Raw genomic sequence first — 17,782 nt, forward strand, 5'->3', positions numbered from 1 at the left:
TTTTTTTTGTCTGACAAGCTCCACCTTCCTTCTCATATAACGCTTACGAGGTTAGCTGTCGGATTCGGACCTAAGAGTAGCCCTACCTTTACCTTGAAAGGATTCACCCCTTGGATTGAAAAACAATCCCTATAACGGGTCCCCCGTACCATAAGGTTTAAGCGATTTAGAAATATGAAACTGTTGATTATCATACTCCCGTGAAATGGAAAAGTAAATGAAAATTTTACACGGAAAAAGAATAATTTATTGTTAGTGAGGTTTTGTTCATGACGTATATTACATAAGGCATCAAAACAAATGATTGAAGGAAGGAAAGAGGTGAATGACATGTCTAAAAAAGAAGAAAAAAACAAATAATACCTGATGAAAATTTTCAGGTCAAAGCATTAACCAATCAATGAACAATATGGCGGTCCACAAAAGGAAAAATCATCAGCCACCATGGAGACAGCGAAGAACGAAACTGAATACCTATCTAATCAATCAACTAATTCGCCTTTCCCATTAAACAGTTCTGCCCCCGCTTGGATAGTCAACTTTAATTTCCATCCAATCAGAGGGCATTATTCATTATTCCCAATGATCCACTCTAATTAGTTCCTTCCTTCTTGAATTGGTCTCAAATTACTTTTCTTAAAGACAAAGTATTTCTGGCCAATATAGTTAAGTACTGTATAAAAGATTGTTCCAATCAGTACAGCCACATTTTGCTGCATGGATAAATGAACGGATCCTTCCATCGATTCTGCAATGGCTTGTCCTAAAGAATAAGCGGCGGAATAACAAATCAGGATGACGCAAAAGAAACGGGCAACTCCTCTCCGCAAGTCTATATTGCTTTTAAAGGTAAATGTCCTGTTCAACAGAAAACTCGTTACAGCTCCCGAACCATTGCCGAAAAAGGTGGAGATCCAGTAAGATAAATCAAGAACATTCATGAGAAAAAGCATGATGGAAAGTCCAACCGCTGTATTGACTATTCCAACCAATAAAAAGCGGATAAAGGAATTAGTGTGTTTTAGATAGTTTTTCAATACTGTTCCGTTCATTGTCTAGTTGCTCCCGTTTTGTTAAATCGAGCGGATTAAATAGATCCAGATCAACAATATATTTAGGCCGGCGTTTGGATTCATTATATATTTTACCGATATATTCCCCAATCAAGCCGACAGCAATCAACTGCAGTCCACCGATCAACCATATGGAGGTAATTAATGAGGTCCAGCCCGTTTCGGTCTGTCCATAAAACTTTAACCATAAAAAGTATGACCCAAAGAGTAAGCTAATGAAAAAGGAAAGACATCCTAGCCATAATACAAGCCGGATCGGCGTAACTGAAAAAGAAGTAATGCCATCAAGCGCAAAGGCAACCATCTTCTTTAATGGATACTTCGTTTCCCCAGCCAATCTTTCTTTTCTGTCATAATAAACAGAGTCCGTCTTGAACCCAATGAGCGGGACGATTCCCCGTAAAAAAAGATTCGTTTCTTCAAATTGTTCCAGCTCCACGATCGCCCTTTTGCTCATTAGCCGGAAATCGGCATGATTATAGATAAGGTTAACCCCCATCTTGTTCATCAATTTATAAAAACCAGTTGCAGATGTTCGTTTAAAAAATGAATCAAGGTCCCTTTTCTGGCGGACACCATATACAATTTCACAACCTTCATTGAATTTCCGAATGAATTCAGGGATGACTTGAATATCATCCTGCAAATCTGCATCAATGGAAATCACACAATCCGAGGCTTCCTTGGCTGTAAACATTCCTGCCAGAAGTGCATTTTGATGACCTGCATTCCGGGAAAGCTTTAGCCCACGAACAAATTCATTGTTTATCGTTTCTTTATAAATGATCTTCCATGTTTGATCTTTGCTTCCATCATCAACCAATAGAATTTTACTTTTATCGGATACAACGTTTTCTTCGACTAAACCCCTCACCAATCCACAAAGCTGGGAAATGGTATCCTGCAAAACGCTTTCTTCGTTATAACAAGGTACAACAATCGTTACTATCGGTGAATTCACAATATTCCCCCCTTTTCACATGACTCTGTATAAATGAATTTTCCAAATACTTCCTTTCTTTGTGAAAATCCTTTCCAGGACCAACCCGTTTTCCTTCGCATTGTTGATTGGTATAGCAGAAAATATATACTTGCCACCTAACCCTTTATACGCATCCACATTAAGTTCCAAATTTTCCAGCTCTTTCTTCGAGCCTTTCTTGAACATATAATGCTTCCCAAGCTCATCGGTAAATAGGTAACAACGCCCTCCCCATTCATCAAAGTAGATTCTGATGTTTTTATTCTTAGCCAATTCGTTTTCAATTATTTGACGAAATTGATGTTTGTAAGTAAGCGGATAGAAATTGTTATAGCTATCAAGCGTGTAAAACCCATTAAATTGGGCAATCGCAGGATGTAGGCCAATGCTCGCGACCCGATATTCTTCCTGTGGAAGGCCAATATGATCTCTTATTTCCTGAAAAAGGCTTTCTGCATAGAACTCTTTAAAAGATGGTTTTTTATTGTGAGTGATTTCTTCATTGAAACCCACTAAGATCATAATTTGAACGGCTATGAATATTGAAAGGGTTTTCTTGGCATAATCGCTGTGCTCCCAGATGATTTTTATCGCGAGGGCAAACCCCAAGTAAATCACCATCGGCCTTAAAAAGTGAAATCTGGCAAAATTAAAGGTATCCAGAGTGTGAAACCTTTCCGTTAAAGGAAGCCAGCCTTTATAAAACCAAAATGCGTACCACGCGGAAAGCATAAAATTCAAGCCGAACAAAAAAACAAATATCTTTTCCTGTCTCCATAGCTTTTTGGTCAAAATGATATAAAGGGCAAAGACTGTAATCGGCAGGATGATAAGCGCATGTACAGTCATGACATGCGTATGTCCAAGGACGAAATTTTTGAAAGTAAGCTTGATGACCCACTCGAGCGGCAGCCTTGCATGAAAATATTCATCTCTGCTGTTCGGCTCCGAATCAAAAATGAAGGAAGCGACCAGCCGATACTCGACCAGACCAAAAATGACCGTCATATACACGATTGAAAGTAGAAACCTTAAATTCCACCCTTTTCTCCTGATCACATCCGATATCCAAAGGAAGCCCATTGCAACAAGAAAAAAGAAAAAGCCAAGCACGATGCTTGAATAAAGCGGTAAAAGTGTAAGGACCAAATAATTCTTCCACGAATGGTCCTTGCTGCGGATATTCAAAAAAGCCCAAAGGGCTAGCGGCATCCCAAGAGTACTGAGCATTCCCGATGGCCAAAATGGGGTAAGGGCAAAGGCCAAGGATGTTCCAATCCTTATCCATCCTGATTGGCGCCCTGTAACCAAATGTTTTTTTAATAGGATATACATACCAAAGAAAGCAATGAATCTTGTTAATGCCTGGCTTATTGCATATGCAACCATTGTCGGGAAAAGTGCATACAGCCACACGATAATACTGAATTCACTGCCAAACGCATTTCTTGGCAGCCCATTCATAATCTGTGGAATTTTGGCGTCTATGGCACCGAATAATTCACCGCTCTCCGAAAGTACTTTATACCAGGCAAGGTTGGAATCCAAATTATCATGTACACGAATATGCGCATTTTCTCCAAGGATGAATAAAGGGGAAAGATATAAAACGATGACAAGTAAGGCAAAAAGGATTTGTTTTCTCTCTTGATTTTCAATTGGCAAAATATACACCTCTTGACCAAAATTCATATATCCATAATATTTGCTTCAATAGTAAATCTATTCTTTTTCAGGGATTTATTTTAACCTTTTTTGATATAGGTCAACCAATGAACACATAAAATGAACGGTAGAACGAAAAGCGAGATAAAAGAACCTTAAAAAGGGGCTGGGCTATGATAAAGAAAGCCGTGATTCCAGCAGCCGGTTTAGGAACACGATTTTTACCCGCTACGAAAGCTCAACCAAAGGAAATGCTGCCGATTGTCGATAAGCCGACCATTCAATATATAATCGAGGAAGCGGTACAATCAGGGATTACAGATATTATCATCGTTACAGGGAAAAACAAACGTGCCATCGAAGATCATTTCGATAAATCCATTGAGCTTGAAATGCTTTTACAAAAGAAAGGACAAAATGATCTGCTAAAGACCGTGGAGAACATTTCCAATATGGTGGATATTCACTATGTAAGACAAAAGGAACCATTGGGTCTGGGGCATGCAGTTTTATGTGCCAAAACGTTTATTGGAGACGAACCTTTTGCAGTCCTGTTAGGTGATGATATCGTGGATAGCCGGGTCCCAGCCTTGAAGCAGTTAATGGAACGGTATAACAAGGTTCAAGCGAGCATTATCGGGTGTAAGGAAGTGTTACCTGCCGATGTATCCAAGTATGGGATTGTAAATTTCCAAGAACAATATGAGGATTTATTTTTGGTAAAAAACTTAGTGGAAAAGCCAAAAGTTGAGGAGGCACCCTCAACACAGGCGATTATTGGCCGATATATTTTAACGCCTGCCATTTTTGAAATCCTCGAAACCGTACAGCCAGATCCTAAGGGGGAAATCCAGCTTACCGAAGCTTTGGATCTTTTGCTAGAAAAGGAACCATTATATTCGTATATCATTGAGGGACATCGATATGACGTCGGGGATAAATTCGGCTTTCTTCAAGCGTCAATTGATTTCGCCATGAAACGACCTGAACTTCGTGATCAGCTAATAACATATTTAAGACAGTTGTTTCCTTAATGAAGTTAATATAGCTCATGCCCAGTTACCAAAAAGTGATTGGGCTATTTTCATATCTTCTTGAATTCCTGTGATATCACCCGTAAAAAAGACTTCTTCCACAAGCAGTCCTCTTAGATACCTTTGTCTAATTAGCTCCACCTCCCTTCCATATACCGTTACGAGAGTAGCTGTCGGATCACCCCATTGATTGTAAAATGAACCCAAAAACATATCCCCCGTACCATAAGGTTTAAGCGATTTATGAATATGAATGGAAAAGCCCGTGAAAATTTGCACAGAATAAGAATAATTCATTGTAACTGAGGTTATGTTGATAAGTATATTTCATAAGTGATCCAAACACATGATATCCAGAAAGGATTGTAGAGAATCACATGCACACAAAAACAAAAAATCCGATAATATCCGATGAATTTTTAGATCAAGTGGTTAAGGAAATCAATGAACAATTTGGTGGACCCATTAATGAAAAAAATGATCACTTCCAACATGGAAACGATGAAGAAAGAAGTTAAGCTCCCTATCAATACAAAAAGTTTACTCTGCCGAGAACCGTTTCCCACATCTTCTTAATCTAAAGCTCTCATAAAAAACTCTGGCGCTATTTTTCCAGAGTTTTTCTATGGTTTCTGCAAGTTTACTTCTTTTCATTTCTATAATATAGCCATATTTATATTATCCGCCCTTTCTTTAACGACTTGTCCAAACCGATTTAGTTTATCCTCATAGAATGATTACATGGAATTATTTTAAAGAAAGGGGGAAAACAACTTGAGCCAAACTGATGGTGCCTTCCGTGATTCTCCAAAAGTTCCAAAAGGAAGGCTGATTTCCGGACATACAAAGGAATTTCAAACAGATCCCCTCGGCTTTCTTACCCGATTGGCCAAGGAATATGGGGAGGTTGCTAAATTCCGTTTAGGACCATTCCAAAATGTTTACCTCGTTTTAAATCCTGATCTAATAAAACAAATACTCGTAACAAAACAAAAATCCTTCGTCAAATCAAAGGACTTCAATGTATTGAAACCACTTATCGGTGAAGGTCTACTTACAAGCGAAAAGGACTTTCATATGCGTCAGAGAAGGCTTATTCAACCTTCCTTCAAAAAGACTCATATTAGCCATTACGCCACGGATATGATTGATACCACATTGGATTATATATCAACTTTTTGGAAACATAATGATGAACGGATTATCACGAAGGATATGTTGGACATCACTCTCGGGATAATCAGCAAGACCATGTTCAGCATGGAATTCAAAGATGGCTATGAAATTGTTGGGAAACCGCTGGAAACAGCTTTAAGAATCGCAGTCAAAAGGATGAGAAAGCTTTTCCGTATGCCATTATGGGTGCCAACTAAAATCAACCGTCAATATAAAAAGGCGATACAAAGACTTGATAAAGTGATTTATGGAATTATTGAAAAACGGAAGAACGATACAGGAAAACACGAAGACATGCTTGGAATCTTGATCGATGCCCGAGATGCCGAAGACGGATTAGGAATGACAAACCATCAGGTACGTGATGAGTTAATGACTATTTTTCTTGCCGGTCATGAAACTACAGCAAATGCTCTTTCTTGGGCACTGTACGCACTTTCACAGCATCCTGAAGTTCAAACTAAACTCTTCTATGAAGTGGATAGCATAATTGGTGCCCGGAAACCCGAGCCTGACGATTTCATGAAATTACAATATACTCAAAAGATCATTCATGAAACACTTCGCATGTACCCGCCACTTTATATCTTATCCCGGGATGTGTCGGAGGATGTTGTAATAGGAGGATTTCACTTTAAAAAAGGCGAGATGATCCTAATAAGTTCTTATTTGATGCAGCATAATCAAGAGTATTTTGATCAACCTGAATCTTTTATTCCTGAACGATTTGATAACAACTATTTGAAAAGCCTGCCTGCGTTCGCTTACTTTCCCTTTGGCGGAGGGCCGCGGGTTTGTATTGGCAATCATTTTGCCATGATGGAAGCGGTGCTTGTCCTGGCCTGCATTGCTCAACGATATAGGATTAAGATTGCACCTGACCATCATGAAGTAATCCCCCTTCCGTCCCTTACGCTCAGACCTAAGAGTGGGTTGCGCATGGTAGTAGAAGAAAGAAATGCAGAATCCTTCGAACCCGGAGCATCCTTCATCAAATGAATATGAATTATCCCCCATGAACAAGACATTCATATCAGTAAAGCCTAGGAATAACTCCTTTATGAGACTGGCCCTTTTTGAAAGGAGGGAAGAAAAAATGTATATGCTCCATTCACCAAGGATGGGTATCATCCACACTGAATTACAATATTTAGGGATGGCCTCGCAGGTATATACCGGTTATTTGGAATTTCTAAGGGAAATTGAACCGGTACAAGAAACCGAAAACCTACAGCCGCTTCCTCTCCCCTTTTTATATGAGAACGGGTAGTCTCATTAGCTAGCCTGCTCCAACACCTTATATGTCATAGAAAAACCGACCTATCAATGTCGGTTTTTTGTATTCAGCAGTATGTTTCCATAACCCGGGCACCGCCCGCAACCAAAAGGATAAACAAAACGACTATAAAGGCGAAATCTCCGCCAAATAGAAAACCGCAATCACAGCCTTACATATATGAACATTTCCTAATTCGTTTTTATAGAAGGACTTGAACTGGTTAAAACATCTTATTCACCATCAAACAAAATGACAGTAATCATGCAATATAACGCAATTTTGTTTGCTCGTGGCACTTGTTTAATTCAATCATTTAACTTCCGATCATTTTTTATTAAATGCCTACATCTCTTCAGGTTAATTTTTCATAAAATCCAAATACTTTTAAGATAATAAAGGAAATTCTTTCTTTACTGTTAAAAAATAATTTTCCGTTCCCCTGCTTAAATTGACATTTTCCCGAATCGTGATATATTAATATAGTACTTTAGTGCGTAAAAGCGTTCATTAACAGAAGAACTTTTAATTTTACTGAAATTAACATTTTATTAAAATAGCGAAAGAAAGGCATGAATAAAATGGAAAAGACTCATCAAGATTTAAAAAAGGGTTTATTGCCTAGGCATGTCCAGTTTATTGCTTTAGCCGGAATGATAGGGACAGGGATTTTTAAGGGGAGTTCAGATACATTAAATATGGCAGGTCCAAGTGTCGTGATAGCCTATTTAATAGGGGGACTTTTGTTATTTATTGTAATGGCGGCACTAGGAGAGATGGCTACCGCTTTTCCTAATTTGAATGTACAGCATCTCATAAATAAAGCTTTTGGGTTTCAACTATCCTTCATTGTCGGATGGCTCTATTGGTTTAACTGGATTATCGTGATCATTGTAGAAATAGTCGCAGCCGGGAGCTTTCTACAATATTGGTTTCCTTCAATACCATTATGGCTGTTAAGTATACTTTGCGCTTCAGTAATAATAGGAATAAATTTGTTTCAAGTAAAATACTATGGTGAACTCGAGTTTTGGTTTGCAGGTATAAAAATAATAACTTTAATTGCTTTTATTATTTTAGGAGCTTTGATCATGTTAGGACTTTTTCCTAGTTCGGCTTCTTTTTCTAATTACACGGAACATGGGGGCTTTTTCCCCAATGGAATTGACGGAATGTTAAGTGCACTTTTGGTTGTAATGTTTTCATATGGGGGTGCAGAATTAATAGGTGTAGCCGTCACGGAAACAAAAGATAGTCAGCGAGTCATACCAAAAATCATTAAAGGAACTGTATGGCGGGTGATTCTTTTTTATGTCTTCCCAATATTTATTATTTGCGGGGTTATACCTTGGAACCAAGTAAGCACTGAAGTAAGTCCTTTCGTACAGGTTTTCAGCTTATCAGGTCTTCCCGGAGCAGCTGATATTATGAATTTCGTCCTTTTAACAGCTGTCTTATCAGCTGCAAATTCAGGGATATACGCTACCTCAAGGACACTGTTTACTCTTTCCCAGAACGGCGAAGCCCCTAAGGCATTTTTAAGGACAACTAAAAAGGGAATCCCGCTTAATGGTATATTTTTAACTACATTATGTATATTGGCTGGTGTGTTTTTATCATATTTGACACCTGATCTGATATTAAGCTACCTTATGGCCATCCCTGGCTTCACAGTTTTATTATTATGGATCAGTATTTGTTCCGCACAATTGAAGCTGCGTAAACAATACAAAGGCAAATCAGGTTTCCGAGTAAAATGGTACCCATATACAACCATATTAGCTATCACAGCCTTGAGCATCATCTTTTTAGCATTCATCTTTAATAAGCAAAACATAATCGGGACCACTGTATGTCTTGTAACTTTGGGAATATTTATCCTTCTCTCTTTTATTGTCAAACAAAAAAAATAGAAATATTATTAAAATCCCCGAATCTTATTATCTGGGATTTCAGACTGTAGGCAAACTCGATAAAATCGAGTTTGCCTACAGTTTTTTTAAAGTTTGTACAATTTGGACGTTGATTGGAACTACAGGCACTCGCTTTCCGCGAGCTAGACGAGACCCTGCAAGCGCTTGCGTCGAGGAGGCTTGGCAGACAGTCGGCGGATTTCTGAAATCAACTGGCATTTTTTCTATTGTCCTAATAAGACCTTTTGTCCTTTAAGCAGCTAAAGTTAAGGATGGAAATAAAATTGGTTAAAAATACTCCCTATGCTCCATTTTCAACATACATATGTTAAAATAACCAATGAACCAATCATCCTACAAATTTGAGGTGTAAATATTGACCATATCTAAAACAAATCGCTTATCACTTGTAGAGCAAGTGGTTTCCCAAATTGAATCCTTAATCCAATCAGGCGAATGGCAAATTGGAAAGCAGATTCCACCTGAAATGGATTTGATCCAACAGTTCGATGTAAGCAGAAATACATTAAGAGAAGCTGTACGATCACTTGTTTATGCTGGTCTTTTAGTAACGAAACAAGGAAAGGGGACATTTGTAAGGTCATCAAGTACCTTGGGGGCTGCATTGCAAAGAAGGATTCAGCAGTCAAGTTTATTGGAAACATTAGAGGTCCGTCATGCCCTTGAAAGAGAGGGAGCCCAGTTAGCGGCATTAAGACGGAACCAAGAAGATATAGAACGATTGCGGTTTTATATAAAAGCATGCTGTGAAGCTGCTGAAGCAAAGGATATCAAGGCTTACGAAGAAGCGGATATACAGTTACATAAATCGATTATGGGTTCATCACATAATGATTTATTGATTGATTTATACGAACATATGGAAGACTCCCTGCATGATTCCATCCATCAGATAGTCGAGATGAGTTCTGATGCGAACCTTCATTTGAACATTCATTGTAACCTAGTAGATGCCATCATCGAACAAGATGTGAACCGGGCAATCGAAACAGTGAATGAATACATTGCACAATTCAAGAAATCTTTAGAGTAAGTAAGGAGGAGATTATGGGCATTCATCAAGCGGCAAATCAACTAGAACAAACCAAAATGGATATTAAACCCAGATTTGGACTACTCATCATCGGGATCATTCTCCTTGGGGCCAATCTAAGGGCTCCCTTAACATCGGTTGGCCCCCTTGTCACTTCGATCCGTGATAATTTGGGGATATCCAATACACTATCAGGTTCATTAACGACATTACCTTTGCTTTCTTTCGCATTACTATCTCCATTTGCACCTAGGATAGCACGGCGTTTTGGAATGGAGCTCACCCTTTTCCTATCTTTGATATTATTAACTATCGGGATTGGGATACGCTCCGTTGGCGGAGTGCAGACATTGTTCATAGGGACCATTTTAATCGGGTTAGCCATCGCAATCGGCAATGTATTGTTGCCCAGTCTGATTAAACATAACTTTGCCAGGAATATCGGTTTGATGACAGGGACTTATGCAGTGTCCATGAATTTATGTGGCGCAATAGGTTCCGGGATCAGCATTCCCATTGCTTCTTCATCAGGATTGGGATGGGCTGGTGCCCTTGGATGTTGGGGGATTTTATCTCTTATTACAATTTTCTTTTGGATGCCGCAATTAAGACGGCCATTCAAGTCAGGTAAGGATGTACAAACGGCTCAAAAGTTTAAAAAGATTAACTTATGGCGTTCTGGTTTAGCCTGGCAGATCACTTTTTTCATGGGATTGCAATCGTTTATCTTCTATACAGTCATTACCTGGATGCCGGAAATCCTGGAGCAAAAAGGCCTTAACGCTGATGAAGCTGGTTGGATGCTATCCATCATGCAGCTTGCCGTCATTCCTATAACATTCATTGTGCCCATTTTAGCTGGCCGCTTACAAAGTCAGCGTCTGTTAGTGGTCCCACCTGTCATCTTCCTTATTACAGGGATATTCGGCATATTGTACGGCAGTACTCTATTCATCCCGGTATGCATGATATTGATCGGGATTGGAGTCGGTACCATATTCAGTTTATCCATGATGTTCTTTAGTCTTCGAACACAAAATACCCATGAAGCTACAGAATTATCAGGAATGGCTCAATCATTCGGGTACCTCTTATCTGCCATTGGACCAATTTTATTCGGATTGCTTCATGACGTTACACACAGCTGGACAATTCCCTTATTAATGTTGGTAGTAATATCTGCACTTATATTTATTGTTGGAATGCGTGCAGGGAAAAATGAATATGTTACAACTCAATAAATTTCGTTAAAACAACCTTAAAAAAAGAGAACTGTCACACATTATTTGAACAGTATAAAAAGTTCCTAAAGGAAATGGCCCAGGTATTGTACCTGGGCCATTTCCTTTAGAAAGCCCCTGATAGCGACGGTGGTTCAAACTCTTTCCTCCGTTACAGCATTGCACTACAGGTTCATGATTTGCTGCCAAATCGTTAAAGTGACCACATCAATAAAGAGACCCAACCTTTCAACGGACACCCAGCATTTTGATCTAAAATTACACTTGTGGATGACCTTAGCAAATATGTTGGAAATATCACTAACCCTTTTAGGTCCGAATATTTAATTAAAGAAGGAATGCAGCCTATAGTTGAGCTTATTTTACCATTTAACATCATTTCCAAAATTCAAGCTGGGAAGTAGGGAAATGTTTTCGATTCGTTCACTTTCTGATCTCAGATATCGCTTCCGTGATAAAGGTATCAAAGGGTATCCATTCGTGTTTTAAAATTTTGAAAATAAGAGAATGATCTGTGGTTTAAATTGGGAAGTGAATGCTTGGCGTTTTCGCTTTGGTCATTTGGTGCTCCCTTATCTATTGTAAATGATATCAACCCTTAAACTTCTGTCAGATAAGTAATGCTTTTCACCTTCCCCCTTTGGAGAAAAAAGAATGACCAAGGCTTAATGACGAGGTAGTTTATTAGCTGCATATTACTGTTCAGGGGTAAAAGGACATAGTGATGAAATTAAATGTTGAAGACTAACCTCAATCAATATCTTCTTCAAATGGATATAAGATATTAGGGTTTAAACCATACCTATCAATAAAATTCTTTCGAGTGAACATCTTAATTTCTTTTAATTCGGAAGGAGTTGGAAATGAAGAAACTTTATAAACAGGAATGTGCTCAATATTAATTAACTGCCCTAAATCCGTGGTTATTAAAATATCAAAACCATTTTTTCTGAAAAGTGAATCTATATCGGAAAAATCCATTACATAAATATTAAGCTGGTTCCCAAAATGATGTTTTAATACCTCACGAATATAATCCTTCTCTACATATGAACGACAAATTAACGCTGTCTCTATAACCATCTGGTTTTTTTTTCTTAAGATTGAAGCTTGGACCAACATGAATATTTCTAATACTTCTATATTTTCAAAAGAAATAGTAAATTCTCCCGAGATATATTTTGCTATTTCTTCAATAATTCCGAATAACGTGTTTTTTTCAAAATAAGGAACGAATTGTAAAATATTATTTATTCTAGTATCTGTTTTTAATTGAAAATCAAAGGAGATCCCTCGAAGAGTTTGCGCAAATTCATACATGAAAATATCGTCCTGAGAAACATCCAACCCAATTTTTTTAGATAAATTACTTAGAAATTGACTTAAAGGCTTACCGCTATCCGAATTAAGTTTGGAACGAATGTACCGAAGCTCTTGGGTACGGTTTAAAGACATTTCTTCGCTCATTAGATATAAAGAAAGAAATAAAATTTCTCGAATCTGTTTCTCCCTATTTGGACATTTTTCCATGAACTTGAAAAGTTTCTTTGATATTTCAAATGCTTTGGATGTTTCATTTTCATCGATTACCACTTTTGGGAATGTCACAAAACTATTATGTGTTATGCGAATGTTAGAGATATGAAGGATTATCGCTAGCCTTTGTATTGCACCCATATGCAAAGAAGTTGAATGTTCCTTCAATAGCTCCAATAGAGTGTCTTGAAACTCCTTAAGATCAAAAGATGTAATAAAGTCATTCAAATTGCCCGACATATACTCTACATACTGCATGATGAATCGCCTAACCTTTTTTTCATCCCCAACAATTTTAAACGGACTATTCGATAATTGAACTTCGGCACTTTTTAATACTTCTTCTATTTTCTCTAACTGGCGGTACACTGTGGAGCGACTAATATGTACTTTTTGAGTAATGTATTTTATCGTTACTCCATTGTTAAAAAGAATTAATTCCAAGGTTTGAAAATAGGTATTTTCGCTTTTAAGATGAAACCAAAGTTCTTCCAAGGTGCCGTTTTTAGGTTTCAATAATCTTACGCCCTGAACTTCATTCTTTTCAATTTTCCATTCAGGTGGAAGATTGGAACTCATATGTAATATATCCCGCCATAAAGTGCTTTTCGAATAACCTGTTTTTTTTGATAGTTCGTTTAAACTACACCAGTTATCCTCATAAAATAAATGATACAGCAGTTTTGAATAACGGTCATTAAATCGATTCATACAATCACCTTTAACTTTATTGATTTTCATATATTCTTATTATAACTATCGATACATACGATTGAGTATTAATACCTAATTTTTATAAACCCCACACATATTTTCAAAATAACAGAAAACACACACTACTTACTACCCAAATTTACCATAACTTTATTCCAGCGTCGTTTCATATACGGTACAGGAAAATCAATTTTTGAAACTTATCCGGGCTTGGAATCCCATATAGGTATCAGTAAAACACTCTTTCCAGTTGATAACCTGCTCGAAATTGACTCACTTTTAGATATTTTTGAGCAAAAGCATGACATCGAATACTATCCCAAGCTCTGTACAGTTAAGGAATTAGAAAGGTAATGAAAATATCCTATTACGAATAGTGGTTATATATAATTGGGATTAGTAATAAAATTCCAAACTAGCAATGAAGCATTTCATTTTAGAAACCATCTATTTTGCAAAATTTACATACAATGGATCTTTTTTAAAATATCTGTATGTTCTTGACAAAAAAACATCCTTCTTTTATCGAGGATTTGTAGAGTGACACTATTAAAAGAAATGCAGTTCCTCCTGGTGAAAATTATTTTGAGGGAGAAGAATATGATTATGCACAGGTTAAATTCCCCATCAAGATTCAATAAAATATCGATAGAAACATAGTCTTTTTATGACCCTATAGTTGATGCGGGTAAGTCATAACATTGGAATAAGCCTAATTAAAGCGGTGAATAGATAAAAAACAAAGGAAAGAAAAAGACTGTGGAGAGTTTCCCGACAGCCTGACCAACATCCGGAGTGGTGTGTCAATTTCTATTCTATTTTAGAAACAAGAAAATAAAATACAACCCTTACTCATCGATAGTCATAATGGGGCACTTTTTGTGAATTCTCTGCATAATCAGGATTTGTCTTCTTCAGATGAGATATATGTGCCAATTCGAATTTCCCATGCTTACAATCAAGTGAAAGAAGCTCGACTTTTAAATCATTTCTATAGATGTAAATAATTTTATATTCACTTGATTTATAATTCACTTTATCACCGATCTTCATAGGCACGCTCATTTCTATCATAGATTTAAACAGGCTTCCAAAAATGAAACCTTTTTTCCGAAGGAAAAGATAATATCAGGGACTATTTATCCAGAATCTTCATTATTGAAAACGATGGTATGAAGCTCTATGGCTTTTATATTTTCAACTAGTCTTTTTCTTGTTTTTTCAATCTCTCTGCAATTCAAACCATTTCGTTTATGTTTATTGGATAAACAAACTAACTTGTCGATATCTTGATAAATCTGTTTAAAAGTAATTCTCATATTTTGTTTGGCCTCCTTTTCATTGTAAGGAAGTTTAAATACTATTAAAGCGGGCTTAGTTTATCTCAATGTAAAATGTATGTCACGGTCCTCTAATGATTTGACTCGTATGACACGACGAAAAACTCATCGAGCTATTTTGGACGGTTCAATTACTTCCTTTACGATTTTCACAACCCGCTCTTGATCTTCTAATGTCATGCTGGAACCGGATGGTAAACATAGACCTTGTTCAAATAACATAGTTGAAATGCTTTTATCGCCGCTTTCTGTAAAAAATGCTGCATCTTTAAAGATGGGCTGTAAATGTAATGGTTTCCAGACAGGCCTTGATTCAATATTTCTTGCTTCTAACGCATTAATCACATCACTGTAACGTACTCCAGTGATTTTGTCGTCTATTGTTAAGGCCGTCAGCCAGCGATTCCCCATCGTATCTTTTAGCTCTGGCATAAAGGTGATGCCAGCTATGTTTGCCAACGACTTTTTATACCGATCAAAGATTTTTCTCCGTGCTTTTACACGCTCATCCAATACATCCAATTGGGCACGACCAATTCCAGCTAGAATGTTACTTAAACGATAGTTATATCCAATTGCGCTATGCTGATAGTGAATGGCTGGGTCACGTGCTTGAGTAGATAGATAGAGAGCTTTATGCAAAAATTCTTCGTTATTTGAAACAAGCATACCCCCACCAGAAGTTGTAATGATTTTATTTCCATTCAACGAATAAATCCCTATATCACCAAACGCTCCTGTTTGCTTCCCCTTATACGTACTACCAAGGGATTCTGCGGCATCCTCAATCAAAGCAACTTTATATTTCCTGCAAATGTTCTTGATTTCATCCACCTTTGCACTCTGACCAAATAGATGCACTAAAATGACAGCCTTTGGAGTTTCCCGTTTTTTCCTAGCGTCTTCAAAAGCCATTTCCAATGCTTTAGGAGACATATTCCAAGTATCTGATTCAGAATCGATAAAGACAGGCTTCGCCCCTTGATATACGATAGGATTTGCACTGGCTATAAAAGTTAATGAAGAACAGAATACGGTATCACCACTGGTGACTCCCAATACTTGCAATGCCAAATGAATGGCTGCTGTCCCTGAACTTACTGCCAATGCCCCTTTAGTGCCTGCATATTTGGCAAATCCTTCTTCCAAAGCATTTACGTTCGGTCCTAGAGGCGCAATCCAATTTGTCTCGAACGCTTGGCTAACGTACATTTGTTCATTCCCACTCATATGAGGAGGCGAAAGATACAATCTTTTATACTCCATCCCACACACTCCTTATTTTATTATCCTTGCTGGGGACCCCACAGCGATAGATGCATGAGGAATGTCTTTAATAACGGTCGATCCGGCCCCAATCGTACACCATACACCTATCGTGATGTTTGGTATGACGGTGGATCCAGCTCCTATCATGGTTCCAGTTCCGATCCTGACAGCTCCAGTCAGGGTTGCACTAGGAGCTATATGGATAAAGTCATTAAGCTGAGTATCATGCTCAATGACAGAAGACGTATTAACGATGACGTGATTCCCCACTCTCGCGCCCGCGTTCAAGACGACATTCGGCATAATGACTGTTCCTTTTCCTATCGATACATTTTTACCCACTACAGCAGTGGGGTGAATGACTGTCTCATAATCCATTACATCCAAATTCAGCTCGTTTACGATTTTTAACCTTAAATCATTCCTGCCTATCGCAATAATTACCTTACATTCAAAATGGATACACAAGCTTTTAGTGCATAAGATGGGGCCAAGATATATATTTCCCTTTTTTTTCAGCACTTCGTATTGGTCATCCAAAATAGCCATGAGCCGATACTCACCCGTTGCTTCAATAATATCTTGCACAACTTTTGAGTGCCCACCTGCACCGATTATTACGATTTTCTTCAATTTAAATCACTTCTCACTTATCTAGTTTAGTGTTTCTTTAAGAAAAGTATCTACAGGAGTTAGAGGTTTACTGGTGTTCCCTCCAAGTTCAATACATTTGAATTATTTTGGTATATGGTCAATCAACTTCATTCATCCTATTATCCAACAAATTTTCGGGTTGTCACATGCCCTTCTTGGGTAATGGCTTCTTGTTTACATACCTTAATCAATGTAAGATATATGATCTTCATATCCAGTAAAAAGGATTGATTTTCTACGTACCAGACATCAAGCTCAAACTTTTTCTCCCACGAGATTGCATTGCGGCCATTCACTTGTGCCCAACCTGTCATTCCTGGACGGACATCATGCCTCCTTGCTTGTTCGGCAGTGTATAATGGGAGATATTCCATTAATAACGGCCGTGGACCTACAAAACTCACATCGCCTTTGATAACATTAATCAACTGTGGCAATTCATCTAAACTTAATTTTCTAAGTAATTTCCCAAAATCGGTTAATCTCTTCTCATCAGGAACCAAATCCCCTTTTTCATCTTTTTCATCTGTCATCGTTCTAAACTTGTACAGATAAAATGATTTACCATTAAGGCCTGGGCGCTCCTGCTTAAAAATAACAGGGGAACCTAATTTCAAACGGATGAGGATGACGATAAGCAGCATAAGAAGTGAACTGGATATGAGCGCCAGACAAGATATCAATAATTCAAAAGCCCGTTTCATTTTTTCCTCCTAAATCATCATTGTGGATCGTTACAAGTAAACAAGGGAAATCTCAGATAGCATTACAGCATTTAATTGCTACTCTTATCGCATTTCCAATCGTTTTTTCTATTATTCTTCATTTCTCTTCACTTCTATTACATTCATTGGA

At 37.7% G+C, this 17,782-nt stretch carries 17 protein-coding genes, 1 pseudogene and 1 riboswitch; of the genes and pseudogenes, 7 read left to right on the plus strand and 11 right to left on the minus strand.

Going from position 1 to position 17,782, the window contains the following annotated elements:
• Positions 1-24 precede the first annotated feature (24 nt).
• Positions 25-174: riboswitch (cyclic di-AMP (ydaO/yuaA leader) on the minus strand.
• A 422-nt stretch (positions 175-596) separates the two neighbouring features.
• Genes QUF94_RS22205 through QUF94_RS22215 form a run of 3 tightly spaced genes read right to left on the minus strand, consistent with a single transcriptional unit; the run spans position 597 to position 3,714 of the window.
• Positions 597-1,052, minus strand: coding sequence for a GtrA family protein (locus QUF94_RS22205; RefSeq protein WP_289317750.1), 456 nt, complete (start codon positions 1,050-1,052; stop codon positions 597-599).
• The gene (locus QUF94_RS22210; RefSeq protein WP_289317751.1) at positions 1,012-2,034 is read right to left on the minus strand and encodes a glycosyltransferase family 2 protein; all 1,023 of its coding nucleotides are present in this window, start codon (positions 2,032-2,034) and stop codon (positions 1,012-1,014) included. The genes QUF94_RS22205 and QUF94_RS22210 overlap by 41 nt, the downstream gene beginning before the upstream one ends.
• Before the next feature lie 15 nt (positions 2,035-2,049).
• Positions 2,050-3,714: a DUF6044 family protein gene (locus QUF94_RS22215; RefSeq protein ID WP_289318472.1), complete on the minus strand. Its 1,665-nt coding sequence runs from the start codon at positions 3,712-3,714 to the stop codon at positions 2,050-2,052.
• Between the two features lie 179 nt (positions 3,715-3,893).
• On the opposite strand from QUF94_RS22215, the gene galU reads away from it, so the two are divergent.
• Entirely contained in the window at positions 3,894-4,754 is an 861-nt protein-coding gene (gene galU / locus QUF94_RS22220) for a UTP--glucose-1-phosphate uridylyltransferase GalU (protein WP_289317752.1), read from the plus strand.
• Positions 4,755-4,769: 15 nt separating this feature from the next.
• Here the strand turns inward: galU and QUF94_RS22225 are convergent, their stop codons facing one another.
• Positions 4,770-4,961, minus strand: coding sequence for a hypothetical protein (locus QUF94_RS22225; RefSeq protein WP_289317753.1), 192 nt, complete (start codon positions 4,959-4,961; stop codon positions 4,770-4,772).
• A gap of 170 nt (positions 4,962-5,131) precedes the next feature.
• Between QUF94_RS22225 and QUF94_RS22230 the strand changes: the two genes are divergently transcribed.
• The 3 genes from QUF94_RS22230 (at position 5,132) to QUF94_RS22240 (ending at position 7,200) form a co-directional block, all read left to right on the plus strand.
• Positions 5,132-5,272: a bacitracin ABC transporter ATP-binding protein gene (locus QUF94_RS22230; protein WP_289317754.1), complete on the plus strand. Its 141-nt coding sequence runs from the start codon at positions 5,132-5,134 to the stop codon at positions 5,270-5,272.
• A gap of 256 nt (positions 5,273-5,528) precedes the next feature.
• Positions 5,529-6,929 carry a cytochrome P450 gene (locus QUF94_RS22235; protein WP_289317755.1) on the plus strand — a complete coding sequence of 467 codons (1,401 nt, stop codon included), beginning with the start codon at positions 5,529-5,531 and terminating at the stop codon, positions 6,927-6,929.
• 97 nt (positions 6,930-7,026) lie between these two features.
• Positions 7,027-7,200: a hypothetical protein gene (locus tag QUF94_RS22240; RefSeq protein ID WP_289317756.1), complete on the plus strand. Its 174-nt coding sequence runs from the start codon at positions 7,027-7,029 to the stop codon at positions 7,198-7,200.
• Between the two features lie 73 nt (positions 7,201-7,273).
• On the opposite strand, the pseudogene QUF94_RS22245 reads toward QUF94_RS22240, so the two are convergent.
• Positions 7,274-7,363: pseudogene (locus QUF94_RS22245) on the minus strand (YjcZ family sporulation protein); the annotation flags it as partial.
• 424 nt (positions 7,364-7,787) lie between these two features.
• On the opposite strand from QUF94_RS22245, the gene QUF94_RS22250 reads away from it, so the two are divergent.
• The 3 genes from QUF94_RS22250 to QUF94_RS22260 all read left to right on the plus strand — a co-directional run bounded on the left by QUF94_RS22250 (position 7,788) and on the right by QUF94_RS22260 (position 11,414).
• Complete coding sequence (locus tag QUF94_RS22250; protein WP_289317757.1) at positions 7,788-9,119, plus strand: amino acid permease; 1,332 nt, start codon at positions 7,788-7,790, stop codon at positions 9,117-9,119.
• Positions 9,120-9,495: 376 nt separating this feature from the next.
• Entirely contained in the window at positions 9,496-10,173 is a 678-nt protein-coding gene (locus QUF94_RS22255) for a FadR/GntR family transcriptional regulator (protein ID WP_289317758.1), read from the plus strand.
• 56 nt (positions 10,174-10,229) lie between these two features.
• Positions 10,230-11,414 carry a CynX/NimT family MFS transporter gene (locus tag QUF94_RS22260; protein ID WP_289318473.1) on the plus strand — a complete coding sequence of 395 codons (1,185 nt, stop codon included), beginning with the start codon at positions 10,230-10,232 and terminating at the stop codon, positions 11,412-11,414.
• A 750-nt stretch (positions 11,415-12,164) separates the two neighbouring features.
• Here the strand turns inward: QUF94_RS22260 and QUF94_RS22265 are convergent.
• The 6 genes from QUF94_RS22265 to QUF94_RS22290 form a co-directional block, all read right to left on the minus strand.
• A complete protein-coding gene (locus QUF94_RS22265; RefSeq protein ID WP_289317759.1) occupies positions 12,165-13,691 on the minus strand; it encodes a BglG family transcription antiterminator in 1,527 nt (508 codons plus the stop codon).
• An 825-nt stretch (positions 13,692-14,516) separates the two neighbouring features.
• The gene (locus tag QUF94_RS22270; protein WP_289317760.1) at positions 14,517-14,729 is read right to left on the minus strand and encodes a hypothetical protein; all 213 of its coding nucleotides are present in this window, start codon (positions 14,727-14,729) and stop codon (positions 14,517-14,519) included.
• A gap of 74 nt (positions 14,730-14,803) precedes the next feature.
• Positions 14,804-14,983 (minus strand): hypothetical protein, encoded by a 180-nt coding sequence (locus tag QUF94_RS22275; protein ID WP_289317761.1) that lies wholly within the window; start codon positions 14,981-14,983, stop codon positions 14,804-14,806.
• Positions 14,984-15,109: 126 nt separating this feature from the next.
• Positions 15,110-16,270, minus strand: coding sequence for a DegT/DnrJ/EryC1/StrS family aminotransferase (locus tag QUF94_RS22280; protein WP_289317762.1), 1,161 nt, complete (start codon positions 16,268-16,270; stop codon positions 15,110-15,112).
• A gap of 12 nt (positions 16,271-16,282) precedes the next feature.
• Complete coding sequence (locus QUF94_RS22285; protein ID WP_289317763.1) at positions 16,283-16,906, minus strand: acetyltransferase; 624 nt, start codon at positions 16,904-16,906, stop codon at positions 16,283-16,285.
• 140 nt (positions 16,907-17,046) lie between these two features.
• Entirely contained in the window at positions 17,047-17,631 is a 585-nt protein-coding gene (locus QUF94_RS22290; RefSeq protein ID WP_289317764.1) for a sugar transferase, read from the minus strand.
• Between the last annotated feature and the right edge of the window lie 151 nt (positions 17,632-17,782).

It is taken from the genome of Peribacillus sp. NJ4 (assembly GCF_030348345.1).
Lineage (GTDB): Bacteria > Bacillota > Bacilli > Bacillales > DSM-1321 > Peribacillus.